At 54.7% G+C, this 23,543-nt stretch carries 25 protein-coding genes and 4 tRNA genes; 19 read left to right on the top strand and 10 right to left on the bottom strand.

The window, feature by feature from the left end:
- Positions 1-40: 40 nt before the first annotated feature.
- Together NFS31_RS18085 and NFS31_RS18080 are read left to right on the top strand one after the other, a co-directional pair.
- On the top strand, positions 41-691 hold the full coding sequence (locus tag NFS31_RS18085) for a DUF4194 domain-containing protein (protein WP_251498188.1): 651 nt from the start codon (positions 41-43) through the stop codon (positions 689-691).
- Positions 663-3,923 carry an ATP-binding protein gene (locus tag NFS31_RS18080; RefSeq protein WP_251498185.1) on the top strand — a complete coding sequence of 1,087 codons (3,261 nt, stop codon included), beginning with the start codon at positions 663-665 and terminating at the stop codon, positions 3,921-3,923. The genes NFS31_RS18085 and NFS31_RS18080 overlap by 29 nt, the downstream gene beginning before the upstream one ends.
- Positions 3,924-4,046: 123 nt before the next feature.
- On the opposite strand, the gene NFS31_RS18075 is transcribed toward NFS31_RS18080, so the two are convergent.
- The 3 genes from NFS31_RS18075 to NFS31_RS18065 all read right to left on the bottom strand — a co-directional run bounded on the left by NFS31_RS18075 (position 4,047) and on the right by NFS31_RS18065 (position 4,981).
- The gene (locus NFS31_RS18075) at positions 4,047-4,682 is read right to left on the bottom strand and encodes a DUF6652 family protein (RefSeq protein WP_251498182.1); all 636 of its coding nucleotides are present in this window, start codon (positions 4,680-4,682) and stop codon (positions 4,047-4,049) included.
- 137 nt (positions 4,683-4,819) lie between these two features.
- Positions 4,820-4,893: transfer RNA gene (locus NFS31_RS18070), tRNA-Met, on the bottom strand.
- A gap of 15 nt (positions 4,894-4,908) precedes the next feature.
- Positions 4,909-4,981, bottom strand: a tRNA-Val gene (locus NFS31_RS18065).
- Positions 4,982-5,158: 177 nt separating this feature from the next.
- Here NFS31_RS18065 and NFS31_RS18060 point away from each other — a divergent pair.
- From NFS31_RS18060 to NFS31_RS18025, 8 genes are all read left to right on the top strand, one after another.
- Positions 5,159-6,085, top strand: coding sequence for a diacylglycerol/lipid kinase family protein (locus tag NFS31_RS18060; protein ID WP_251498179.1), 927 nt, complete (start codon positions 5,159-5,161; stop codon positions 6,083-6,085).
- 85 nt (positions 6,086-6,170) lie between these two features.
- Complete coding sequence (gene ispF / locus NFS31_RS18055) at positions 6,171-6,722, top strand: 2-C-methyl-D-erythritol 2,4-cyclodiphosphate synthase (RefSeq protein ID WP_251498176.1); 552 nt, start codon at positions 6,171-6,173, stop codon at positions 6,720-6,722.
- A 31-nt stretch (positions 6,723-6,753) separates the two neighbouring features.
- Positions 6,754-8,163, top strand: coding sequence for a cysteine--tRNA ligase (cysS, locus tag NFS31_RS18050; protein ID WP_251498173.1), 1,410 nt, complete (start codon positions 6,754-6,756; stop codon positions 8,161-8,163).
- Positions 8,148-8,579, top strand: a complete 432-nt coding sequence (locus NFS31_RS18045) for a Mini-ribonuclease 3 (protein ID WP_251498170.1) — start codon at positions 8,148-8,150, stop codon at positions 8,577-8,579. Before cysS ends, NFS31_RS18045 begins: the two co-directional genes overlap by 16 nt.
- Positions 8,580-8,641: 62 nt before the next feature.
- Positions 8,642-9,403 carry a 23S rRNA (guanosine(2251)-2'-O)-methyltransferase RlmB gene (gene rlmB, locus NFS31_RS18040; RefSeq protein WP_251498167.1) on the top strand — a complete coding sequence of 254 codons (762 nt, stop codon included), beginning with the start codon at positions 8,642-8,644 and terminating at the stop codon, positions 9,401-9,403.
- A 43-nt stretch (positions 9,404-9,446) separates the two neighbouring features.
- A complete protein-coding gene (locus tag NFS31_RS18035) occupies positions 9,447-9,782 on the top strand; it encodes a cyclic-di-AMP receptor (RefSeq protein WP_251498164.1) in 336 nt (111 codons plus the stop codon).
- Between the two features lie 324 nt (positions 9,783-10,106).
- Positions 10,107-10,679: a 3'-5' exonuclease gene (locus tag NFS31_RS18030; protein WP_251498161.1), complete on the top strand. Its 573-nt coding sequence runs from the start codon at positions 10,107-10,109 to the stop codon at positions 10,677-10,679.
- A 150-nt stretch (positions 10,680-10,829) separates the two neighbouring features.
- Positions 10,830-10,902: transfer RNA gene (locus NFS31_RS18025), tRNA-Thr, on the top strand.
- 238 nt (positions 10,903-11,140) lie between these two features.
- Here the strand turns inward: NFS31_RS18025 and NFS31_RS18020 are convergent.
- Both NFS31_RS18020 and NFS31_RS27915 read right to left on the bottom strand, forming a co-directional pair.
- Positions 11,141-11,629 carry a putative ABC transporter permease gene (locus NFS31_RS18020; RefSeq protein ID WP_251498158.1) on the bottom strand — a complete coding sequence of 163 codons (489 nt, stop codon included), beginning with the start codon at positions 11,627-11,629 and terminating at the stop codon, positions 11,141-11,143.
- Positions 11,630-11,694: 65 nt separating this feature from the next.
- The gene (locus tag NFS31_RS27915; protein WP_416389481.1) at positions 11,695-11,883 is read right to left on the bottom strand and encodes a DUF6783 domain-containing protein; all 189 of its coding nucleotides are present in this window, start codon (positions 11,881-11,883) and stop codon (positions 11,695-11,697) included.
- Between NFS31_RS27915 and NFS31_RS27910 the strand changes: the two genes are divergently transcribed.
- The gene (locus NFS31_RS27910; protein WP_334303110.1) at positions 11,863-11,913 is read left to right on the top strand and encodes a hypothetical protein; all 51 of its coding nucleotides are present in this window, start codon (positions 11,863-11,865) and stop codon (positions 11,911-11,913) included. The genes NFS31_RS27915 and NFS31_RS27910 overlap by 21 nt on opposite strands.
- A gap of 198 nt (positions 11,914-12,111) precedes the next feature.
- Here the strand turns inward: NFS31_RS27910 and mutM are convergent, their stop codons facing one another.
- From mutM to NFS31_RS27905, 3 genes are read right to left on the bottom strand one after another with little or no spacing between them, the layout of a single operon-like run.
- The gene (mutM, locus tag NFS31_RS18015) at positions 12,112-12,945 is read right to left on the bottom strand and encodes a bifunctional DNA-formamidopyrimidine glycosylase/DNA-(apurinic or apyrimidinic site) lyase (protein ID WP_251498155.1); all 834 of its coding nucleotides are present in this window, start codon (positions 12,943-12,945) and stop codon (positions 12,112-12,114) included.
- A complete protein-coding gene (locus NFS31_RS26910) occupies positions 12,938-13,069 on the bottom strand; it encodes a hypothetical protein (protein WP_275563906.1) in 132 nt (43 codons plus the stop codon). The genes mutM and NFS31_RS26910 overlap by 8 nt, the downstream gene beginning before the upstream one ends.
- A gap of 15 nt (positions 13,070-13,084) precedes the next feature.
- The gene (locus NFS31_RS27905) at positions 13,085-13,231 is read right to left on the bottom strand and encodes a DUF6783 domain-containing protein (protein WP_334303109.1); all 147 of its coding nucleotides are present in this window, start codon (positions 13,229-13,231) and stop codon (positions 13,085-13,087) included.
- Here NFS31_RS27905 and NFS31_RS27900 point away from each other — a divergent pair.
- The gene (locus NFS31_RS27900) at positions 13,175-13,378 is read left to right on the top strand and encodes a DUF6783 domain-containing protein (RefSeq protein WP_416389480.1); all 204 of its coding nucleotides are present in this window, start codon (positions 13,175-13,177) and stop codon (positions 13,376-13,378) included. The genes NFS31_RS27905 and NFS31_RS27900 overlap by 57 nt on opposite strands.
- A gap of 120 nt (positions 13,379-13,498) precedes the next feature.
- Here the strand turns inward: NFS31_RS27900 and NFS31_RS18010 are convergent.
- Positions 13,499-13,581 (bottom strand) — tRNA-Leu (locus NFS31_RS18010).
- A 451-nt stretch (positions 13,582-14,032) separates the two neighbouring features.
- Here NFS31_RS18010 and NFS31_RS18005 point away from each other — a divergent pair.
- From NFS31_RS18005 to NFS31_RS17975, 7 genes are all read left to right on the top strand, one after another.
- Positions 14,033-14,371, top strand: coding sequence for an anti-sigma factor family protein (locus tag NFS31_RS18005; protein ID WP_251498152.1), 339 nt, complete (start codon positions 14,033-14,035; stop codon positions 14,369-14,371).
- A 53-nt stretch (positions 14,372-14,424) separates the two neighbouring features.
- Positions 14,425-17,097, top strand: coding sequence for a DNA polymerase I (polA, locus tag NFS31_RS18000; protein ID WP_251498149.1), 2,673 nt, complete (start codon positions 14,425-14,427; stop codon positions 17,095-17,097).
- Positions 17,098-17,136: 39 nt separating this feature from the next.
- Complete coding sequence (gene coaE / locus NFS31_RS17995) at positions 17,137-17,718, top strand: dephospho-CoA kinase (protein WP_251498147.1); 582 nt, start codon at positions 17,137-17,139, stop codon at positions 17,716-17,718.
- A 1-nt stretch (position 17,719) separates the two neighbouring features.
- Positions 17,720-18,517: an MBL fold metallo-hydrolase gene (locus NFS31_RS17990; protein WP_251498144.1), complete on the top strand. Its 798-nt coding sequence runs from the start codon at positions 17,720-17,722 to the stop codon at positions 18,515-18,517.
- A 15-nt stretch (positions 18,518-18,532) separates the two neighbouring features.
- Positions 18,533-18,805 carry an ACT domain-containing protein gene (locus NFS31_RS17985; protein WP_251498142.1) on the top strand — a complete coding sequence of 91 codons (273 nt, stop codon included), beginning with the start codon at positions 18,533-18,535 and terminating at the stop codon, positions 18,803-18,805.
- A gap of 33 nt (positions 18,806-18,838) precedes the next feature.
- Positions 18,839-20,203 carry a PFL family protein gene (locus tag NFS31_RS17980; RefSeq protein ID WP_251498138.1) on the top strand — a complete coding sequence of 455 codons (1,365 nt, stop codon included), beginning with the start codon at positions 18,839-18,841 and terminating at the stop codon, positions 20,201-20,203.
- Positions 20,204-20,465: 262 nt separating this feature from the next.
- Complete coding sequence (locus NFS31_RS17975) at positions 20,466-21,764, top strand: class I SAM-dependent methyltransferase (RefSeq protein WP_251498235.1); 1,299 nt, start codon at positions 20,466-20,468, stop codon at positions 21,762-21,764.
- A gap of 310 nt (positions 21,765-22,074) precedes the next feature.
- Here the strand turns inward: NFS31_RS17975 and NFS31_RS17970 are convergent, their stop codons facing one another.
- On the bottom strand, positions 22,075-23,295 hold the full coding sequence (locus tag NFS31_RS17970; RefSeq protein ID WP_251498135.1) for a tRNA(Met) cytidine acetate ligase: 1,221 nt from the start codon (positions 23,293-23,295) through the stop codon (positions 22,075-22,077).
- Between the last annotated feature and the right edge of the window lie 248 nt (positions 23,296-23,543).

Below are 23,543 nucleotides of genomic sequence, written 5' to 3'. Positions count from 1 at the left end.
TGAATTGCTGCGGTGAAGGAGATATCACGGAGGATCATGGATGAGTATAGAGGAATTCTGGGAGGAATACACCTCGTCGGAGCGGGCCCTGTTTCAGAAGTCATGCAGGCGTCTGCTGAAGCAGACGTTTATTGTGCGCGCAAAGGATGAGGACAGCAAAAAAGCGTATTATTTTATTTCCAAAAAGCCGGAGCCGTTTTCCACGTATTTCAGTTATATCGGGTTTGACATTGAGATCGACCGGGAAAATGGGGTCGTGATGCTTCGCAGCCGCGGGGAGACGGCAGAAGGCGGCAGGGCGCAGGTAAACCGGCTCATGCTTAAAAAGGCGGAGAGCGTTGTGCTGTGCTGCCTCTGGATCCTGTATACAGACCGGATCAGCACGGTCAGCCTTACCCAGCCGGCGGTCATTTCCATCACCGATCTGCGCTTTGAGCTGGAGAAATACGGGATCCGGGATCAGATAGATAAGAGCGCCATGGCGAATATCCTGGCCCTGTTTTCGCGGTTTAACCTGATTGACGTGCACGGAAAGGTCGGGGATGCGGACTGCATGATCCGCCTGTACCCCTCGCTCCAGTTTGCGTTAAGCGAGGAAGAATTCCGGCGTTTTGCCGGCGCGGCGGCGCGGCGGATGATGGAGCTTTCGCCGGAGGAGGAAGATGGGGAGGACGACGATGCAGACGAATAGAAAGACAGCCACAAAGCTTTTGCTGGTCCAGTGGTCCAGATTCCAGAATGTGTGTATCCGCCTGGAAGGATCGACGCTGTTTACAGGGGTAAACGGGAGCGGAAAATCGACGATCCTTGACGCCATGACCTATCTTCTGACCGGGAACACGCAGTTTAACAAGGCCGCCAGGGACCGCGACCGGACCGTGGCCGCGTATGTGCGGGGCGATACGAAAAGCAACGGCCCGGAGCGGTATTTAAGGACCGGCGAGATCGTCAGCTACATTGCCATGGAATTCTGGTCGCCGGTGGACAGCGCCAGCATGGTGGCCGGCGTGTGCATTGAGTCAGCGGATGATTTATCCTACAAGAGCAGTTGGTTTGTCTGCCGGGGCGCGGCCATGGAGCAGCTAAATTTTACGGCCGTTGAGGGAAAAACCATCCGCTTCACGCCGAAACAGGAGCTTGCGGTAAACGGACAGAAGCTTAAATCCGCTGATTTCTGGGGGCGCGAGCGGGGCGTGGAGCAGGTTCTGCGGGCTTTGGGCCTTCGGTGCGACGCGGCCAAATACCGCTTACGGCTCTTAAAAATGATGGCATTTAACCCGGAAAATAATATTGACCAGTTTATTAAAGAGTGCGTGCTGGATCCCGGAAAGGTGGATTCCCTGGGGGAGCTTCGGGAGCAGAAGCGCCAGTTTGAGCATATTAAGGACATGTATGAGAGCCTGCGGGCCGGCCGGGAGCAGCTTGAGGAAGTGGAGCAGAGGGCGGCTGAGTATGAAAAAAAGCTGAAAAGCCTTCAGATCCGTGAATTCATGCTCTGCTACCAGAGGCTGCGCGACAAGGAAGAAGAGCAGCAGAGAAAAACGCAGCAAAAGGAAGCTCTGCTTCACAGACAGAGCGCTCTTGAGGAGCGCAGAAAAGAGCTGGACGGACAGTACGAGGCGGCCGGGGAGCGCTGCCGCATCGCGGAGCAGAACGATATGGCGCGGGGCATGCAGGACAGCATCCGGGCCCTTGAGGGCCGGATCCGGGCGGCGGACGAGGAAATTCACAGATATGAAGAGAAGAGAGAGGCTTTAAGGAGGCTGCAGGCGCAGCTTTCTGAGCTTCTTGAGGGGGGAGGGGAGCTTTTCGGGCTTACGGATGATGAGACGCAGCTCCTGCGCCGTCTGGCGGAAATGGGCGCGGCGGCGGACAAAAAAACAGAAGTGTTTCTGCATGCCGCGGAGGTTTTCAGGCAGCAGGGCCGGATCATGGAGAAGGAGGAGGTCCACTGTGAGGATCGCATGGAACAGCTTGACAGGGAAATGGACAGGCTGGAGACAAAGATCCGGCTTTTAAAGGCGAACCGGATGGTATTCCCCGCGGGTGTGGAGCAGGCGAGGCGGATTCTGGAAGAGGAATTTACACGGCAGGGCCTTAAGACAGACGTGCGGATCTTTGCGGAGCTGGTGGAGGAGGTAACGCGGGCAGAGTGGAGAACCGCGGTCGAGACGTTTCTCGGGCGGAAGCGTTTTTACCTCATCGTGGACGGGGCGGTCTGCCATAAGGCTATGGAGATTTTGCAAAAAAAGGCGGTTCACGGCGTAAATGTCGTTCTGACAGACAAACTGCCCGATACGCCCGTCACGCCCGGCTCCGCGGCGGAAATCCTCAAGATCCCCAACGTCTATGCCAGAAGATACGCCAATTATCTGCTGAACGCGATCCATCTGTGCGAATCAGAGGAAGAGCTCCACGAATACCCAAAGGGCGGGCTGATGAAGAACGGAATGCTGGCCAAGGGCTATGCGGTATCCTGCATGGACATGAGCCGCACGGACGCCTGCCTGGGGGGCGATTCGATCCGGCTGCAGCTTAAAAAGGCGGAGGAAGAAAAGGAGAGAACGCAGGAGGCGCATTCTGAAAGCCGGAGAGAGGCGGATGAGATCAGGCAAAAAAGGGCGCGGATCGGTTCTGTGAACTGGGACGCGGGGCATTATGATTTCCAGGCGGCAGCCCGCCTTAAGGAGAGCGCGCAGAGAAAAGATAAGCTTGCAGCGGATCTGGAGAGAATCCGCAGCAACCCCGATTTCCTCGCCATCCTGCAGGAGCAGCAGGACGCCAGGCAGGAGTACGACGGGCTTAAGGCCGCGGTGGAGGCGGCCGCAAGGGAGATTGGTTCATGTGAAAATGAGAGGCAGAGGAAAGAGGAGGAGCTCGCGCAGATTTCCGCGGAGCTGTATATCCTGAATCAGGATTATTCCGAAGCCTGCATCCGGCACATGGAATTAAAACGTCCCATGCTGGAGGAATACGAATCGCTCGTAAAGAATTCCCGTCCGCCCGCGGCGCAGAAAGCCGTCCGCCGGCTTGAGGGAGAGTTAAAGGAATGCGTCCGCCGGCTTGAGGACGCGCAGCTTAACTACTGTAAGCTGACAGGGACCGACATCAACCGGCGCGGGGCGGGCTACATCCCGTTTTACAGGGAGGAATACAGAAATATTGCCAATATCCGCATTGAAGAGGTCCACAACCGGCTGAGGGAGCAGGGAGAAAAGCTTGAGAACGCATTTATGAATGATTTTGTGGCGGAAATCAATGAGACGGTGCGGGAGGCCAGGGCAGAGATCGAGATCATTAACCGTGAGCTGAAGAAGATCCCCTTCGGCAGCGACACGTACCGGTTTGTGATGAGAAAGAAGCCGGATCGGGATGTCTTTTTCCGCATCTGTGAAAGGCTTGAGGAATACATGGACACGCCGGAGGCTTACATGAACTTGGCGAGGGACGACGAGGAGATGGAGCGGGATATCCGGGAATTTATGAGTGTGATCCTCGATGAGGAGGACGAGACGCAGTACACGGATTACCGCAATTATTTTGTATACGACATGGAGATATCCAGCTTGCAGGGAGGAAAGGAGATCACCGCCGACTTATCCAAAAAGCAGGGCTCAGCCAGCAACGGCGAAAAACAGACGCCGTACTTTATCATTCTGGCTGCAAGCCTGCTCCAGTATTATCCCAGGCAGGTCTGCTGCGCGAGGCTCGTATTTATAGACGAGGCATTCTCGGCGCTGTCCAGGGAGCGCATTGAGCAGATGGTAAAATACTTTGAAGAGAACCACTTCCAGGTCTTTTACGCCGCGCCGCCGGAAAAGATCAGCAGCATCGGGGCCTTCATTGAGTCAACGGTCAGCCTGGTGGCCTCCGGGCGCTACACACACGCGGTCGAGGGGCTGGCTGGCGCGGCGCTTGCGTAAATGAGCAGGGCTGCAGGTGATTACGCGCCGGCCGGGAACGTGTCAGGCGGGGATTCCCGGCCAGGTATATGTCAGACGGGATTCCCGACCGGGCATGTGTCAGACGGGACTCCTGGCCGGGCGTCAGGCGATCTGCAAAAGGAAGAGGATGCCGCACGCAAATCCGGCCGAGTAGAGGCCGAAGACTGCAAGGGACACAGGCCGTGCGGCCCGGAAGGTCACAAGGGACAGGTACACGGCGTCCAGCACATCCAGAAGAAAGATAAACTGCAGGATGCCGTGCAGGAGGGCCGCCTTCGGGCCGATCCTGCCCATCCTGCAGGCCATGCGGATCGTCTGCACCCCATAAAAGGCTCCGGGAAGCATGGCGAGCCAGGTGCAGAGGCTTCCAAAGGCGATCAGTCCGGCGATAACCGGAAACGCAAACAGGATCGTCCCGCGGCTGGCGACAAACGCGGTCAGAAACAGGAAGGTTATGGAGATAAAATTGATCAGGAAAAACGGAATAAGGCCGTATTTTAAGGTCAGCATACCTTTAAAGCAGGCGTCAGAATCCTGCCTTGCGAAAGCGTGGAAGGATCGGACGATGCAGCGGATGCCTAAAGCGGCCACCGCGGCCCAGTAGAGGGCGGCCAGCAAAAGATAGACGCCCGCCGGGATCCCGGCGCGGCCGCCTGAGGCGACGGAATAGGAGGCGATGATGAGACAGACGATGTTGGCGGGAACCTGTATGGACAGGAGGAGAATGTAAATCAGCATGGTTTGGGCTCCTTATCTTAGAAAAAATTTCCCTTTTTGTTATCAACCGAATTCGTTATAGCACGCAGAAAAGGTAAAGTCAACCGGAATTTAAAGTATACAAAAAAGCATATATCAAAAGATATATGCTTTTCCAATAGCGGAAGGGAGATTTGAACTCTCGACACCACGGGTATGAACCGTGTGCTCTAGCCAACTGAGCTATTCCGCCATATTTAGTTTTGACTGGGGCCTATAGGGCTCGAACCTATGACCCTCTGCTTGTAAGGCAGATGCTCTCCCAGCTGAGCTAAGACCCCGTCCGCACCGCTTATTTGCGACTGCTTAGATAGTATAATATGTATTGTTCTAATTGTCAATACTTTTTTGGAAATATTTTATAGAAATTTTCTTATCATTTAGTATGAAGTATGCTATACTATTTAAAACAAAGGATGTAAGGATTCGATTCCTTAACATACAGAGCAACGGAGGCCATGATGTATTACTTTATCATTAATCCCTGCTCCGGGAGCGGAAGGGGCCGTAAGGTCTGGAATAAAGTGGAACGGTATTTGCTGCCCAGGGGCGTGGAGTACCGGGTGTTTCTCACAGAGCGCCCGGGACAAGCCACAGAATTTGCACAGCAGCTTACGAGAGGGAGCCGTGATCCAAGGCTGATCGTCGTAGTCGGCGGGGACGGGACGGTCAACGAGGTGGTGGACGGGATCTGCTTTGGCGGCGCGGTGACGCTGGGCTATATTCCGGTTGGGGTGAAAGGCGATCTGGCGAGGAGCTTAAAGCTCTCGCGTTCCCCGCTTCGGAATATGAAAAAAATTCTCCATCCGAAATATTATAAATTAGTGGATTACGGCGTCGTGACCTATGGGGACGAGGCGGTCCGGCACCGCCGCTTCATGGTCAGCGCCGGCATCGGGTTAAACGGGGCGGTCTGTCAGAGCCTTCTTAATATGCGCTCGGCAAGGCTTTGGAGATACCTGGCTTTAAAGAGGCTTCCGAACTGCCTGTGCGAGACGGCGCAGTATGTAAAGGCCAGGCCGGCAAAGGGCTATATCCTCTTAGACGGCGAGAAACGGGTGGAATTTAACAATATCTATCAGGTCGCGGTTCAGAATCACTCGTTTGAGGGCGGCGGCTACCGGATTGCGCCCGGCGCAGACTGCAGCGACGGCCGTCTGGAGGTGTGCGTGCTGAGCAATGCCTCCAAGCTGCAGGCTTTGGGAGTCCTGACGCGGGCATGGCAGAAGCGCAGTTATAACAAGGGCATGCGGATCTATTCCTGCCGGGAGGCCAGGATCCATATGGAGCGCCCGATGGCGGTTCATGTGGACGGAGAGTGCTGTTCCAGCCAGAGTGATCTGGAGGTGCGCTGCATTGAGCGGGCGCTGCGGATGATTGTGTGATCTGCGATAGTTCCTAAGATACAGTTCCTGTAACCGCCCGGGACGTCCGGACGGCGGCGGGATATCCAACTGGAGGGTTAAATCAATGAGAATTGGTCAGGGATATGATGTACACCGGCTGGCAGAGGGGCGTGAGCTGATACTGGGGGGCGTGAAGATTCCCTATGAGAAGGGGCTGCTGGGCCATTCGGACGCGGATGTGCTGACGCATGCTGTGATGGACGCCCTTTTGGGGGCGGCGGCCCTGGGAGATATCGGGCGGCATTTTCCGGATACGGATCCGGCGTATGAGGGGATTTCCAGCATGATACTGCTTAAAAAGACGGGAGAGCTTCTGGCAGAGAGCGGGTATGTGATTGAGAATATTGACGCCACGATCATTGCCCAGAGGCCAAAAGTGTCGGGCTTTCGCGGGCAGATGGAGGAAAATATAGCGGCCGCGCTGGGGATTGAACCCGGACGGGTCAATGTCAAGGCCACGACCGAAGAGGGCCTGGGCTTTACCGGGAGGGGAGAAGGGATCGCCGCCCAGGCGATTATTTTGTTGACGGCAGTGGAAAATTACTGTTATGATAGAGAGATGATGGCGGGGCCCGGCTGCGGCGGATGCTGCGGCCGCGGCGCGCAGCCTGCCTGACTGGGAATCGATAGAATAGGAGATGTTCAGGATGAAGATATTTAATACGCTGTCCAGAACCAAGGAGGAATTCATTCCCCTTGAGGAGGGCAAGGTTAAGATGTATGTATGCGGTCCGACGGTGTACAATTTTATCCATATCGGAAATGCAAGGCCCATGATTGTATTCGATACCGTGAGGCGTTATTTTGAGTACAAGGGCTATGAGGTGAATTTTGTGTCCAATTTTACGGATGTGGACGATAAGATCATCAAAAAGGCCATTGAAGAGGGCGTGGACGCGGATACGATCTCGCAGCGCTATATCGCTGAGTGCAAAAAGGATATGCAGGGCATGAACGTTAAACCTGCGACCGTGCATCCGCAGGCCACGCAGGAGATCTGCGGGATGCTGGATATGATCGGGGATCTGATTGAAAAGGGGCATGCGTATGTCGCCAAGGACGGGACCGTATATTTCAGGACCGGCTCCTTTAAGGAGTACGGGAAGCTTTCGCACAAGAACCTCGAGGATCTGCGCTCCGGCTTTCGAGAGCTGAAGGTGACCGGGGAGGAGGACAAAGAGGATCCCACGGATTTCGTGCTCTGGAAGCCGAAGAAAGAGGGGGAGCCTTACTGGGAGTCGCCCTGGTGCCAGGGCCGCCCGGGCTGGCATATCGAGTGTTCCGTCATGTCCAGGAAATACCTGGGGGAATCCATTGATATCCATGCCGGCGGGGAGGATCTGATTTTCCCGCATCATGAGAACGAGATTGCGCAGAGCGAGGCGGCAAACGGAAAGCCGTTTGCGGCCTACTGGATGCACAATGCTTTTTTGAATATCGATAACCGGAAGATGTCCAAATCTCTGGGGAACTTCTTTACAGTCCGGGAGATCAGCGAAAAATACGACCTTCAGGTCCTGCGCTTCTTTATGCTGAGCGCCCATTACAGAAGCCCCTTAAATTTCAGCGCGGATCTGATGGAAGCCTCAAAGAACGGCCTGGAGCGGATCCGCACCGCTGTAGAGCGATTAAATGACGGCTTAAAAACAGCCTCCGCCGGGTCAATGACCGGTGCGGAGAAGGAGCTGGCGGCTGAGGTGAAGGGCTTTGTCGGGAAATATGAGGCGGCGATGGATGATGATTTCAACACAGCGGACGCGATCGCCGCGGTGTTTGAGCTCGTAAAGCTGGGGAATTCCACCTCCTCCGGCGAATCCTCAAGGGAATATTTAACGCTTGTGAAGGAGACGATTGAGCGGCTCTGCGATGTGCTGGGCATTATCACAGAGACAAAGAAGGAGGCGCTCGACAGCGAGATCGAGGAGATGATCGCCATGCGGCAGCAGGCGAGAAAGGATAAGAACTTTGCCCTTGCCGACGAGATCCGCGGGAAGCTTCTTTCAATGGGAATTTTGCTAGAGGATACGAGAGAGGGCGTAAAATGGAAGCGTGCGTAAGCGAGTGGAATAAGGCGCTTCATCTCAAGGCCAGGGATGCGGGAGAGTATTCCCCCCTGGCTTTGGCCTATTTGGGCGATGCGGCGTATGAGCTGGCGATCCGCGGGATGGTGATGAACCGGGGCAATGTCCAGGTGAATAAGATGCATAAAAAGACAGCCAGCCTTGTGAAGGCCCAGGCGCAGGCCGCGTTTTACAGGCTCATAGAGGAGAGCCTGACCGAAGAGGAAAAGGCCGTTTACCGCCGGGGCCGGAACGCCAAACCGGCGAGCGTGGCGAAGAATGCGACGGTCCACGATTACAGGATGGCCACGGGATTTGAAGCCCTGATAGGCTACCTCTATCTGACAGAGCAGTTTGCCCGCATGTCGGAGCTTCTGGGCGAGGGCCTGCGTAAAATGGGGGAGATTTCGTAACAGCGCGGCGTGCAGATGGCGGGAATGATTTTAAAACACGCTTCAGGGGAAGGAGACGCGGGATGCGGTATGAGGAGATGACGATTGAGGGACGAAACGCCGTGCTGGAGGCATTTCGTTCCGGAAAAACCATAGATAAGCTGTTTGTCCTGGACGGTTGCCAGGACGGCCCGGTAAAGACCATCACAAGAGAGGCCAGGAAGAGCGATACGATTATCAATTATGTGAGCCGGGAGCGCCTGGATCAGATGTCCGCGACAGGAAAGCATCAGGGCGTGATCGCATTTGCCGCCGCGTTTGAATACGCGCAGGTGGACGATATGCTGAAGCTGGCGCAGGAAAAGGGGGAGCCGCCTTTTTTGTTTCTTCTGGACGGCATTGAGGATCCGCATAACCTGGGGGCGATTATCCGGACTGCGAACCTGGCGGGGGCGCACGGCGTGATTATCCCCAGGCGCAGGGCGGCGGGCCTGACCGCTACGGTGGTGAAAGCCTCGGCAGGGGCCCTGTGCTATACGCCGGTGGCAAAGGTCACCAATCTGTCCGCTGTGATAGAGGACTTAAAGAAAAAGGGATTTTGGTTCGCCTGTGCGGATATGGAGGGCGAGCTTATGTACCGCCTGAATCTGACCGGGCCCATGGGCCTGGTGATAGGAAACGAGGGGGAGGGCGTGAGCCGCCTGATAAAGGAAGCCTGCGATTTCCGCGCATCCATTCCCATGAAGGGCGATATCGACTCCTTAAACGCCTCCGTGGCGGCCGGCGTGCTGGCCTATGAGATTGTGCGCCAGAGGATGGCCCTGCAGGCGCGGGGAACGGCGTAGTACACAGGCAGGTTATAACAGTTCAGACGGGAGGGACAGTCATATGAAAATGATCATTGCAGTAATTGGAAGCGAGGACGCGGAGGATCTGGTCTATGAATTGAACCAGAACTCATTTTTTGTAACCAAACTTTCCACTGTGGGCGGATTTCTGAAGAAAAAGAGCATGACCCTCATGCTGGGAGTGGACGACTCCCGGGTGCAGGAGGCGATTTCCATTATTAAAAAGATGTGCGGGAGCCGGGAGCAGCTTGTCTATACGCCGCCGACCATGGCCGGGAACTGCTGTCCGACCGTGAATATGACGGTGCCGATGAATATGAAGACAGGCGGCTCTACGATTTTTGTGCTGAATGTGGAGGATTTCCAGAAGTTTTAGGGGGCGGCCGGAATGCGGACGCTGCGTTGAATCAGGCGTTGTTTGTCGTGAGAGGGCCGCCAGAGTCAGATTCTAAATCCATAAGGCCCCCCGCTCGGAGAAAAGCTCGAAAAGACCTCGCTAAGCGCCGGCGGTTTTTTACGGGTTCCTTATGGATTTAGAATCTGGCTCTGGCTGCACACCCGGTAAGCTATAATAAAAAACAATCGATAATATAGCTCACACGGTGATTTGTAAACAGGCATGAGGCTTATACAGTAAATGCCATTGATTCAGACAATTTGAACAGTTACGATTTTATACATAAGAGGCGGGATACAGGCCATGCTGTGGAAGAACAGGATTATTTCCATTGATATAGAGACAACCGGTTTAGACGCAACCGAGGACGAGATCGTGCAGATTTCGATTGTCAACGGGAGAGGAAAAACTCTTTATAATTCATACATCAGGCCAGAGGACGGGCGCGCATGGGACAGAGGGATGGGATCCCGCAAGGCCGCCTGGCAGGCTGTCAGAAACGCGCCGGCGCTCCGGCACGAGCGCCGTAAGATCGAGCGGATCTTACGGCGGGCGGATCTGATCGTGGGATATAACCACAAGGCGTTTGATATGCCGTTTTTGGCGGCCAAGGGCATCAATACAGCGGTAAAGGCCAGGCTCTATGATGTCATGCTGGAATTTGCCTATATTGCCGGGGAATACAATGATGAGTACGGGGACTATTGCTGGAAGCCTCTGACCTACTGCGCCTGGTATTACGGCTATACGGATTACAAGCCGCACGACGCGAATGAGGACGCCCTGGCGGCGCTGTACTGCTACTACGCAATCCAGCGCGACCGGAAAGGGCGGAAGACAGCGGAGAAAAGGAAGCGGTCGCTTCGGGCGGGATGAATGGTAACCCTTCAGATACCTCTGAACGGTTACGGTGAATGGGCGGCGATGTCATCGAAAAAATAATGGTTGACAAAAGCGGTGGGGCGTGATAAACTATCTAAGGCTTGAATGAAGCGCGCGTTGTTTAGACCTTCATTTGCCGTTATTGCTGCTGTGGCTCAGTCGGTAGAGCGTCGCATTGGTAGTGCGGAGGTCACGGGTCCGATTCCCGTCAGCAGCTTTAAAATACTTGCAAATACAGGCGTTTTAAGGAGCTTGCTCTTTGAAACGCCTGTATTTTGTAACAGTCCGGGTTATCGGAACTGTTATTTTTTTGCGGGCCGCGCGCCGGGCGGGGGAAACGCATTCCCCCTGCCCGGCGCGCAATTTGAAGCCTGCATATGCATATAGCTGAAAAGGGGCGTTTTTATGTCATATCGCTCAGCCGCATATCCCATTGAAAATTCGTGAGGACCGGATTAATTTTTAGTTATTCTGTTTTTTTCTTTAAATCTGAAAATCAAATTTCCAACATGATAGTGGGGGCATGGCTCTTCATCCAGTATGTAATAATTGATGGCGTCTGCCACGAGAATCGCAATCACAGCCACGCCAATCCATATCAGCGAAAATGGCAGGCAGATGACGCCCTGATAATTAAAGGGCATGCCGCTGTAGTCCCACATTCCGATATGAAGAAAATATTTATCCCAAAGGCCGACCGTCAGCTCAAGCAGAGTCACCACGCAGGCGCCAAGCATCCCCTGTAAAAGGAGATCCAGATGCCAGGATAGCTCATTGTTAAACTGGTCAAAAATCAAAAACGAAAGACCGCCCATGATGCCGCACAGAGGATGGCTGCACCCCAGTCCCCCATGCGACATAGCGCTTTTAAAACATACCTCAATGGCAAGATACGCGGTAAAGCCCACAAAAAACAGAAACAGGCTCTTATAAAAATGTTTCATCCCAAAACCTCGCTTATGATTCTTTATTTTGTACAGTATATGCTTTGGGCGCTTCGGATTGGTACTCATCCGGGATGGCAATGGCATAATCGATCATCTCTAGAGCGTGTTTGAAAATTGCTTTCTGGTAGCTGTGCGTGCCACTTTGTGGGAGATTTGGGCCAAATAAACGCGGCGCAGTGGGCTGCGTTAAGTGAATTTGGCACAAATATACCGCGAAGTGGGGCGTGCAGATGCCAGGAATGAATTTTCAAACACGCTCTAGGGCGATGACGATAAAATAAAAAAATACGGGGAATGATTTTTCAGGTATTTCATGGCAGAATAGAATTAAAGATGGGAGGCATGCGATGCGTAAATTGAAGGTTTATCCGGACACCTCGGCGGCCAGCTATCTGTATCAGTTGGACACACCGGAAAAATGAAAGATACGCTGGTTTTCAGAGGAGGCGCCGGGTAAGATGAAACCATCGCGGAACTTATCACCCTGAATCCTTTTGGCAGGCAGGGCAGTACACGCTGCTCCTGCCGCCCACTACAATACGGCAGAGCGTTTCCCCGCATTTCGGGCATGGTTTTCCAGCCTGTCCGTAGACCTGCAGGTATGGCGTGTTGCGGTAATCCTGTCCTTTGGTTTCTAAATAGTCCTCCGGCGTTATCCTATTCGTATCAATAAAAAAAGAAATACGTTCCGGGATAACTGCCGTAAGCTGTTCCCATTCGTCCATATTCAGGCTGTTTGCCGGACGCGCCGGATAGATCCCCGCAGTAAACAGAATTTCGTCAGAATAGATATTTCCTATGCCTGCGATAATGTGCTGATCCAGCAGGCATTCTTTTATGGCTTTCCTCCGTTTCCCCAGGCGGCTGCTCAAATATGCGGCGGTAAGCTCCTCATCCAGCGGCTCTGCCCCTAATTTGCGGATCCCGCTGTACGTGTCAGCCTCGTCTTTTCCGAGGAGCCAGAACCGCCCGAAACGGCGCGTGTCAGAAAAACGCAGTTCTTTGCCGCTGTTCAGGCTGAAAATGACGTGCGTATGTTTTTCTTCCGGGCAGCCGGCGGGGGTAATCAGAAGGCAGCCTGTCATTCGTAAATGCAGGATCATACGGTCGCCGCTGTCTAGGTGGACAGAGAGAAATTTCCCCCTGCGCGTCAAGTGTGAGATGGTCTGTCCTGTCAGCCGCCCGCAAAATTCGCGGGCCGCCGGGTAAGCCGTCACTTCCGGGCGTTTTACCGTTACATGTTGAATCGTAAGCCCCTGTATCTGCGGCTCAATGACTCGCTTAATGGTTTCTACTTCAGGTAATTCAGGCATTTTTTTCCTTTCTCTGTGTGATCAGGCTTCTGGCTGGCTTTCGCGCTTCCCCGTGATAAGAGTAGTAATGAACCATCACAGGAGGAGCGTCAAAGGGAAGCTGCATGGCGTCATCATCCCTCAATAGCCAAGCCCGCCTTTACCAACCATTCCAACGGATCTTATTTTCCGCGGTCGCCCTGATCTGCGCGGGCAGTTCGGCATCCTTGTCCGGATAGCTAGAGCGTGTTTGAAAATTCATTCCTGGCATCTGCACGCCCCACTTCGCGGTATATTTGTGCCAAATTCACTTAACGTAGCCCACTACGCCGCGTTCATTTGGCACAAATCTCCCACAAAGTGGCACGCACAGCTACCAGAAAGCAATTTTCAAACACGCTCTAGGAACAACCAGGGCAGGAAGATAATAGATGTCAGGGACAGGCAGTCTTAAACATTACCTGCTGCTGCGTTTTCGGATCCTGATTCTGTGAGGATACGGTTCATAGAAAAAACAACAAAAAAATAAACGCACCGAAACCCGATCATTCAAGTTTTCAATACGTTTTAAAAGTGCCGGCTGCGGGACTTGAACCCGCACGGTGTTGCCACCAATGGATTTTGAGTCCACCTCGTCTGCCATTCCGACAAGCCGGCATTTTTACTAAGCTATTTTATATTACCAAATCTTCAGGGGAATTGCAACTGTTTTTTTGCTTTTAGCCAAGAGATTTTAGCCAGGGATTTGTAACAGTTCAGGGCCATCTGAATTGTTACGGAGATTAGGCTTATGTGCGGTTCAATATCATGATGTCGGGGGCAAAAGGTCTTTTGACCCCTTTGATACCGGATTGCTCCGCACTTTGCGCTCCCGCAATCCTCAAAAACATTCAAAATCCGCCCTGATCACACCCACCAGCCCGCGCCCGCGCCGCCACCGTATTTTTCAACGATCAGCGGCAACAGACAAAGCTCAAAACAACAACTCGCACACATGCAGAAAATCAGAGATTGAAAAAACGCCCATAATATTGTATGATAAACGAAACCGGCAGGCAGGCCGCCTTTGGCCGGCTTTGCGAACACATTGCATATGGAGGTGAATACCGTGACTTGTCAGGAAGCGGAGCGCATGGTGACGCCCTATATAAACGACAATCTGTCCGGAGAAGAAGTGGACGCGTTTCTGCATCATCTGGAGACGTGCAAAAACTGCCAGGAGGAGCTTGAGATCTATTTTATGGTAGATGTGGGCTTAAAACAGCTTGACAGGGATTCCGGGGCGTTTGACATCGCCGGGGCGCTGAAGGAGAGAATTGAGGACTCCTATGCAAGAGTGGGCCGTCTGAGGACGCTTAAGACGTTAAGCTATGCGGTGCGGACGCTGGCGGCCATGGCCGTGGCTGTGACAGTTCTTCTGCAGTTTCGGATCTGGCTTTGGCCGTGACGCGCGGCTGTTTGCCGGGGCGGCCCGGCCGGAAAAATGAGGAGACAGGAAAAATGGGCAAAATCGTATTGATAGACGGGCACAGTATCTTAAACCGCGCCTTTTACGGCGTGCCGGAGCTGACGAATTCGGAGGGGCTTCACACGAACGCGGTATACGGCTTTTTGAATATTATGTTCCGGGTGCTGGAGGATGAGAAGGCGGATTATCTGGCGGTGGCGTTTGATTTGAAGGAACCGACCTTCCGCCACAAGATGTTTGAGGCGTATAAGGGAACCAGAAAGCCGATGCCGGAGGAGCTGCGGGAGCAGGTTCCGCTGATTAAAGAGGTTCTGGCTTCGATGGGAATACCTCTGCTTACAAAGCCGGGGTATGAGGCGGACGATATCCTTGGGACCGTGGCCAGGCGGTGCGCGCAGGAAGGGGCGGATGTCTCGATTGTGTCCGGCGACCGCGATCTCTTACAGCTTGCGGATGAGCGGATCAAGATCCGCATGCCGCGGACATCAAAGGGCGTTACGCAGATAAAGGATTACTATCCGGAGGATGTAAAGCGGGAGTATCAGGTGACGCCAAAGGAATTCATTGACGTAAAGGCCCTGATGGGCGATGCGTCAGACAATATTCCCGGCGTGCCGGCCATTGGGGAGAAGACGGCGACGAGCCTGATTGCCGCCTATGGTTCCATTGAAAATGCGTATGCCCATATAGATGAGGTGAAGCCGCCAAGGGCCCGGAAGGCGCTTGGCGAGCATTATGATATGGCAAGGCTCTGCAAGGAGCTGGCCACGATCTGCACGGACTGTGCGGTTGACTTTTCGCTGGAGGAGGCAAAAGTCGGAAACCTGTTTACGCCGGAGGCGTACCGCCATATGAAGCGCCTGGAGTTTAAATCGCTTCTCCAGAAATTCGGGCAGGACGCGGTTTCAGAAGAAGGGATTGAGACGAAATTCTGCCTGATATCGGAGCTTTCCGCGGCGGAGGCGGTGTTTGAGAAAGCCCTTAAGGGGCCGGAGGCCGGCGCGCAGCTCGTGACAGAGGATGGGGAGGTGGAGGCGCTGGCGCTCTGCCTTGGCGAGGAGGAGATCTATGCGATCCCGGCGTCGGGCTTTATGACAGGGGCGTATCTGGCGGGGAAGCTGGAGGAGATCTGCCGGAGCGCGCCGCGGGTCAGCGCGCTGGATTTGAAGGCGCAGCTTCCCTATCTGAAGAGCCGGGACCGGACCGTGGCGGACGGGCTGAGGAATATGGACGGCGGCGAGGCGCTTTTTGACGCCGGGGTGGCGGGGTACCTGCTCAATCCCTTAAAGGATACCTACGGCTATGATGATCTGGCCAGGGATTACCTGGGGATGACAGTTCCGTCCAGGGCAGATCTGCTGGGAAAGACGTCCTTTAAGGAAGCGTTTGCGGCCGGGGATGAGAAGGCAAAAACCGTTGTCTGCTACATGGGCTATGTGGCCTATAAGAGCCGGGCGGCGCTGGAGGAGCGGCTTTTAAAGGCCGGCATGAGGAAGCTGTTTTATGAGATCGAGATGCCGGTGATCTACAGCCTGTACCATATGGAGGAGGAGGGAATCACGGTCCGGCGCGGGGAGCTTAAGGCGTACGGGGAACGCCTCAAGGTGCAGATAGAACGGCTGGAGCAGGAGATCTACGCGGATACGGGCTGTGAATTTAATATCAATTCCCCCAAGCAGCTCGGTGAAATTTTGTTCGGGAAAATGAAAATGCCGGGCGGGAAGAAGACGAAGACCGGCTACTCCACGGCGGCGGATGTGCTGGAAAAGCTGGCGCCGGATTATCCGGTGGTCAGGAAGATCCTGGATTACCGCCAGGTGGCGAAGCTGAAATCCACGTATGCAGACGGCCTGGCCGCCTTTATCCGGGAGGACGGGCGGATCCACGGGACGTTTAACCAGACGATCACCGCCACAGGCCGCATCAGCAGCGCGGAGCCGAACCTCCAGAATATCCCGGTGCGCATGGAGCTGGGGCGGGAGATAAGACGGCTGTTTGTGCCCGCCAAAGGGTGCGTCCTTGTGGACGCCGATTACTCGCAGATTGAGTTGCGCGTGCTGGCCCATATGTCAGGGGACGAGAACTTGATCGGCGCGTACCAGAAGGCGGAGGACATCCACGCCATCACGGCCTCGGAGGTGTTCCACGTCCCGCTTTCCGAGGTGACGCCGCTGCTGCGCAGGAATGCCAAGGCGGTCAATTTCGGGATTGTGTACGGCATCAGCGCGTTTGGCTTGAGCGAGGACTTAAGCATATCGAGGAAGGAAGCGCTTGACTATATTAACCGCTATTTTGAGACCTACCCGCAGGTAAAAAAATTCCTGGACGGCCTGGTGGAGAGCGGGAAGGAATGCGGCTATGTGGAGACAATGTTCGGCCGCCGCAGGCCCATACCGGAGTTAAAATCCACGAATTTCATGCAGCGATCCTTTGGCGAGCGGGCGGCCATGAATTCGCCGATCCAGGGGACGGCGGCGGATATCATCAAGATCGCCATGATACGGGTGGATCAGAGACTGCGAAAGGAGGGCTTCCTCTCGCGGCTGGTGCTGCAGGTCCACGACGAGCTTTTGATCGAGACGAGGAAGGAAGAGCTTGAGGGCGTAAAGCGGATCCTCGAAGAGGAGATGAAGGGGGCCGTAAGCCTTAAGGTGGCCCTGGAAATCGATATGAAAACAGGGAATTCCTGGTTTGAGACGAAATAGGGCGGCGGTTTCCGTTGTCAGGGAAGGAATAAAAGAATTATGAAAATCATCAGTCTGACCGGGGGCGTCGGCTCCGGCAAAAGCGAGGTTTTAAAGCTTCTGCGCGAGGAGTACGGCGCGGAGGTGATCGTAGCGGATCAGGTGGCCCACCAGCTCATGGAGCCGGGGAAAAAGGGATATAAGCGCGTGGTGGAGGCCCTGGGGGACTCCTTTTTGAACGCGGACGGCAGCATTGACCGCGGAAAGCTTGCGAAACTGATTTTCCAGGATAAGGAGGCGGTCGCCAAAATGAATGCGATCATCCACCCCATGGCCTGGAAGGAGATCGGGTATGCGATTACGCATTCCGATAAAAACCTGATCGTGGTGGAGGCGGCTCTGTTTGACGAGGAGCACAACGCCATGTTTGATGAGATCTGGTATGTCCGGGCCGAGCGGGAGACGCGGATCCGCCGCCTGATGGAGGGCCGGGGATACACGAGGCAGAAGTGCCTGGAAATCATGGCGAACCAGGCGTCCGAGGAGGAGTATGGGGCGCTGGCGGATCATGTGCTGGACAATAACGGGACAGTGGGGGAGCTGCGCTCCCTCCTTGCGCGGCTGCTGGAGGAGGATTCATAACATGCGGATGGTGAGTATTGCGAGCGGCAGCAGCGGAAATTGTATTTACATAGGAAGCGAAAAGACGCATATCCTGGTGGACGCCGGGATCAGCAACAAACGGATCGAAAAGGGACTGAATGAGCTTGGCGTCAAGGGAAGCGAGCTGAACGGAGTCCTGATCACCCATGAGCATTCGGACCACATAAAGGGCCTGGGGGTTCTGGCCCGCAAATACGGGCTCCCGATCTACAGCGCAAAGGAGACGCTGGAGGAGATAAGCGCTGTGAAAAGCCTGGGCGATTTTCCAAAGGAGCTCTTCTGCCCGATCTGTCCGGATGTGGATTTCATGATCGGGGATCTGGAGATCAAACCGTTTCGGATCGATCACGACGCGGCCAATCCGGTGGCGTACCGGATCCAGCACGGCAGAAAGTCAGCGGCGGTGGCCACGGATATGGGGCATTATTCCCAATATATCATTGATCATCTGCAGGGCCTTGACGCGGTTCTGCTGGAATCGAACCATGACGTGCGGATGCTGGAAGCCGGGCCGTACCCTTACTATTTAAAGAGACGGATTCTCGGGGATCACGGCCATTTATCGAATGAGACGGCGGGGCGGCTTTTGAACTGTATCCTGCACGACAATTTAAAGCATATTTTCCTGGGCCATTTAAGTAAGGAAAATAATTATGAGGAGCTGGCCTATGAGACGGTGCGGTTTGAGATCACGCAGGGAGACGGGCCGTATACGGCGGCTGATTTCCCCATCAGCGTGGCGAGGCGCGATGAGATGTCCGGGATTGTTACGATTTAAGGAGGAACAGGCGGTATGAGCAAGATTATTATTACAATAGTAGGAAAGGACCGGGTGGGCATTGTTGCCAAAACCTGCAACTATCTGGCGGATAACCAGATGAATATCCTGGATATCACACAGACGATCCTGCAGGATTATTTTAATATGATGATGATCGTGGATATTTCCAGGGCGGAGAAATCCTTTGACGATATGGCGAGGGAGCTGTCTGAGGTAGGGGAGTCGATCGGCGTGGCGATCCGCTGTCAGAGGGAGGAAATCTTTACCAGCATGCACCGGATTTGACGGGCGGCAGACGCAGAAAGGACGGAACATCAAATGATTAATATTTCGGAGGTACTGGAAACCAACAATATGGTCGCGCATGAGAAGCTGGATGTGCGCACGATTACTATGGGAATCAGCCTTCTGGACTGCGCGGACAGCGATTTAAACCGGATGAACGCCAGAATTTACAATAAGATCACGACCTTTGCCAGGGATCTGGTTTCCACCGGGGACGCGATTGGGCGCGAGTTCGGCGTGCCGATTGTCAATAAACGGATTTCGGTGACGCCGGCTGCGCTGGTTGGCGGAAACGCGTGCAAGGATTCCGCTGATTTTGTGGAGGTGGCGAAGACGCTCGATAAGGCGGCCAAAGAGGTAGGGGTGAATTTTATCGGAGGCTATTCGGCGCTGGTATCCAAGGGCATGACCCCGGCGGACGAGCGGCTGATCCGCTCCATCCCGCAGGCCATGGCCTCAACGGAGCGGGTGTGCAGCTCGGTCAATGTGGCTTCCACAAAGACGGGCCTGAATATGGACGCCGTGCGCCTGATGGGGGAGATTGTCCTTAAGACGGCTGAGGCCACGAAGGAGCAGGATTCCCTGGGATGCGCCAAGCTTGTGATTTTCTGCAACGCGCCGGATGACAACCCGTTTATGGCAGGCGCGTTCCACGGGGTTACGGAGGCAGACGCGATCATCAATGTCGGCGTCAGCGGCCCGGGCGTGGTGAAGACCGCGCTTGAGAGGGTGCGCGGCGAGAGCTTTGAGGTTCTCTGCGAGACGATCAAAAAGACGGCCTTTAAGATCACGCGCGTGGGCCAGCTTGTCGCGCAGGAGGCGTCCAAGCGCTTACATGTCCCGTTCGGGATTATCGATCTGTCCCTGGCGCCGACTCCGGCTGTGGGAGACAGCGTGGCGGGGATCCTGGAGGAGATCGGCCTGGAGCGCAGCGGCGCGCCGGGGACCACGGCGGCCCTGGCAATGCTGAATGATCAGGTGAAAAAGGGCGGGATCATGGCCTCTTCGTATGTGGGGGGATTGAGCGGCGCGTTTATTCCGGTCAGTGAGGATCAGGGGATGATCGACGCGGTTTCAGAGGGCGCGCTTACGCTTGAAAAGCTGGAGGCCATGACGTGCGTCTGCTCCGTGGGGCTTGATATGATTGCCATTCCGGGAAATACGAAGGCGGCGACGATTTCGGGTATCATCGCGGATGAGGCGGCGATCGGCATGGTGAACCAGAAGACGACGGCTGTGAGGCTGATCCCGGTGATCGGGAAGGATGTGGGGGATACGGCGGAGTTTGGCGGGCTTTTGGGGTATGCGCCGATTATGCCGGTGAACCGTTTTGCGTGCGATGCATTTGTGGGGCGCGAGGGGAGGATTCCGGCGCCGGTGCATAGTTTTAAAAATTAGCGGGATGACCGTGATTTGAGGCGGATCGTAGAAGAGCCGCCGGAAACAGACCATATATCCCACGAAACCGCGCTCTCGCTCAGAGAAAAGCGCAGCGGATGCTAAGCTCGAAAAGACCTCGCTAAGCGCCGGCGGTTTTTTATGGGTTTCTTACGGATATATGGTCTGTTTCCGGCTGCTTTATTGGCGGTTTCGGGGAGATGGACGAGGATATATGAAGGTTGGTTCGGGATTGACGGGGGAGAAGAGCGGGGAAGGGGCTATGACGCAGAGGGAGGAGCTTGAGGATGCGGTGCGCGGGCTTTTGAACAGGGAGCTTAAGCGGATTACGTGTTCTAATCCGAACGGGAGAGGGGAGTTTATTAAGCTGACGGTCCGTCCGGTGGAAATTAAGGGGAGGCTGTTGTTTCAGGTGGAGGAATTTACGGATAGACAGGCTTTTCAGAAGAATCTGGGGAGGGATGAGGCGGCTTGCTATGTGGCGGGGCAGATTGGGAGTTTTTACCGCAATGCGGAAGGATTTTCGGGAACGGCGTCGCTGTATGTGATGGTGAGTAAAAAGGGGAAGATGACTGTTAAGATGAGGGGGATTTCCGGGGAGCGGGCGGGCGCGGCGAAGGCAGAGGCGAGGAGGCCGGGGCCTGCGCGTATTGGGGCGCCGGGGTATGAGGGCGCGAACGGTTCCCTAACGGAAAATGGGAGCGGAGCGTGCGGCTGGGAAAAAACCTGTCTCAGTCATAACCGGAGCAGGAATTATATTCTAAGGGAAGGCGAGCCGGTTCCGTTTTTGGTGGATTTGGGAGTTATGACGCGGGACGGCAGGGTGGTGAAGGGGAAGTATGATAAGTTCCGGCAGATCAACCGGTTTTTGGAGTTTATTGAGGATGTTCTTCCGGAGCTCTCGCGGGAGAGGACGAATACGATTGTGGATTTTGGCTGCGGGAAGTCGTATCTGACGTTTGCCATGTATTATTATTTGAAAGAGGTTAGGGGGTATCCGATCCGGGTAACGGGGCTGGATTTGAAGAAGGATGTGATTGATCTCTGCAGCCGCCTTGGGGAGAAGTTTGGGTTTGAGGATTTGCGGTTCTGCCATGGGGATATCGCCGGATATGAGGGCGCAGAGCGGGCGGACATGGTGGTTTCCCTGCATGCGTGCGACACAGCCACGGATTTTGCCCTGGCAAAGGCTGTGAAGTGGGGCGCTAAGGTGATTTTGTCTGTGCCTTGCTGCCAGCATGAGCTGAACCGCCAGCTTGAGAATGAGCTTTTGGGGCCGGTGCTTCAGTATGGTATTATAAAGGAGCGGATGGCGGCTCTTTTGACAGACGGGATCCGGGCGCGGCTTCTGGAGGAGGCCGGGTACAGGACGCAGCTATTGGAATTTATCGATATGGAGCATACGCCGAAAAATATTATGATCCGCGCGGTGCGGCGCGGGAAACAGCGTGACGGCGGCGGCAGGGATGAGCTTGAGAGGCTTTTTAAGGAGCTTCATGTGGAGCCGGCGCTTTGGCGGCTGTTTAAGGAGGGCGGTGATACGCTGGCGTCATGTAAGTAAAAAACGATAAAGAAAGATAAGCACAGAGGCAGGTAATCATCAGCAAATGAAAGAGAGTAATATATGGTGAGATTTGCTTATTGGAATGTACATAAAAAAAGCCGTCAATAATTTTATTGTTGATCTTTATATGAAAGATACCAGGGGCAAAAGGTCTAAAATCCGATGCAGGCTCGCTTGGATGAGGATTTTTGAACCTGGGACCCGCCAAAAACATGAAAAAGGAATTCATGAACCACGGCCCGCATAATTTGTCTGCCGGATGCTTTGAGTAAATGGTATTCGGCAGACAAATTACGCGGGCCGTTTTCTACACAATCACAACCCCCTGCTGATATTCATTTTTATAATTCCCCCCCTTTTCATACCGGATGGTTTCACGGATATGGGAGGCGCGGATCTCCTGTTCCAGCATGGCCAGGGCCAGGGGCGGGAGTGTTTTTTTTGCGGCCGCGGGCCGCGTCAGGAGCGGGATGGACGAGGTTTCTTTTAAATGCTTAAGAAGCGGCGCGCTCTGCCGGCGAAAGCCCAGGATACGGGCATAGGGGGCGTAGCCGGCCTGTTTAAATGCCTGGACATCGCCGGCCCGCAGATCAAGTGCCAGATGCAGCAGGGCGCGGCTTATGCGGCTGTACGTAAAGGAACGGCTTTTGAGCAGGCGGATGCGCTCTGTGAAGGAGGCGGGGAAGAAGGCGCTTTTTTGCAGGCGCTTCTCAAGCTCGGGCGCGAGATCCGCGATATCGCAAAAGGCGCCGGAAAGGATCCGGTAATTGAGCAGGGAGGAGAGGTCGTCCGCAAACAGGGGAAGCTCCCCCCGGACGGCGTCCAGGGAGGAAACGGGGATAAACGGCGCGAGCGCGTCCGCATCCCCGCTTTTCAGCGCCCTTCGCAGGGCCGCGGCGGAGGGAAGAAAGGACGCGTCCGGAAGCCCGTTCTCATGATAATGGCTGCCTTCCCGGAGGAAGGTGACAAACCTTAGGGGGCTTTTCTGCCGGATCCCGGCCCGGATATATTCAATGCCAAGGAGGTTATTCGGAGATTGGAGAAGCTCGCGCTTCTTTTCGTCAAAAAGGGAGGGGGCCAGGAGGCAGAGGGCCCGGCTGCGGCTCGTCGGGTAGCTCATGCCCTGCTTTAAGCCCTCAAGGAGCAGCTCCTTAAACTCCGGCGTCTCGCGCTCCATAAGGCCGGCCGCCCGGGCAAGGGGTTCAAGGCTTCCGCACTCGCTTCCGAAGCACAGGCAGTCCACGCCTCCAAGAGCCGTAAAAAGGGCCACGCCAAAGGAGGCAAATTCCATCGCCGAGGCGGTGGAAAAGGCGACGGGAAGCTCAAGGACGAGATCCACGCCGGCCCGCAGGGCCATCGCGGCGCGCGCGTATTTGTCAAACACAGCCGGCTCGCCGCGCTGTACAAAGCTTCCGCTCATGAGCGCAACGCAGAAATCCGCCCCTGTCAGCTCCTTTGAGCGCTCCAGGTGGTACAGGTGGCCGTTGTGGAATGGGTTGTATTCGGTGATAAAGCCAATAACGTTCATGTTGAATTCTCACTTTTTTGAATTATTTTGAAGGATTGTGTTACTGTTTTTTAAAATTTATATCAGGATTGCGTATTCTATTATATAGGGAAATGGAAGGCGCGTAAAGGTAAAGATATTTAGACGGCGAGAGCCGTTGGGGAAGGGCCGTGGATCCGTGCAGTCCGGCATTTTTTCGGAGCGGAAGCGCGGTTTCACCGGGTTTACCGTACTTTTTTGGCAGCATTGTCTCAACTCTTCCCGCGAAC

The organism is Otoolea muris (assembly GCF_943193115.1).
GTDB lineage: Bacteria > Bacillota > Clostridia > Lachnospirales > Lachnospiraceae > Otoolea > Otoolea muris.
This window is presented reverse-complemented; position numbering and strand designations above follow the sequence as displayed.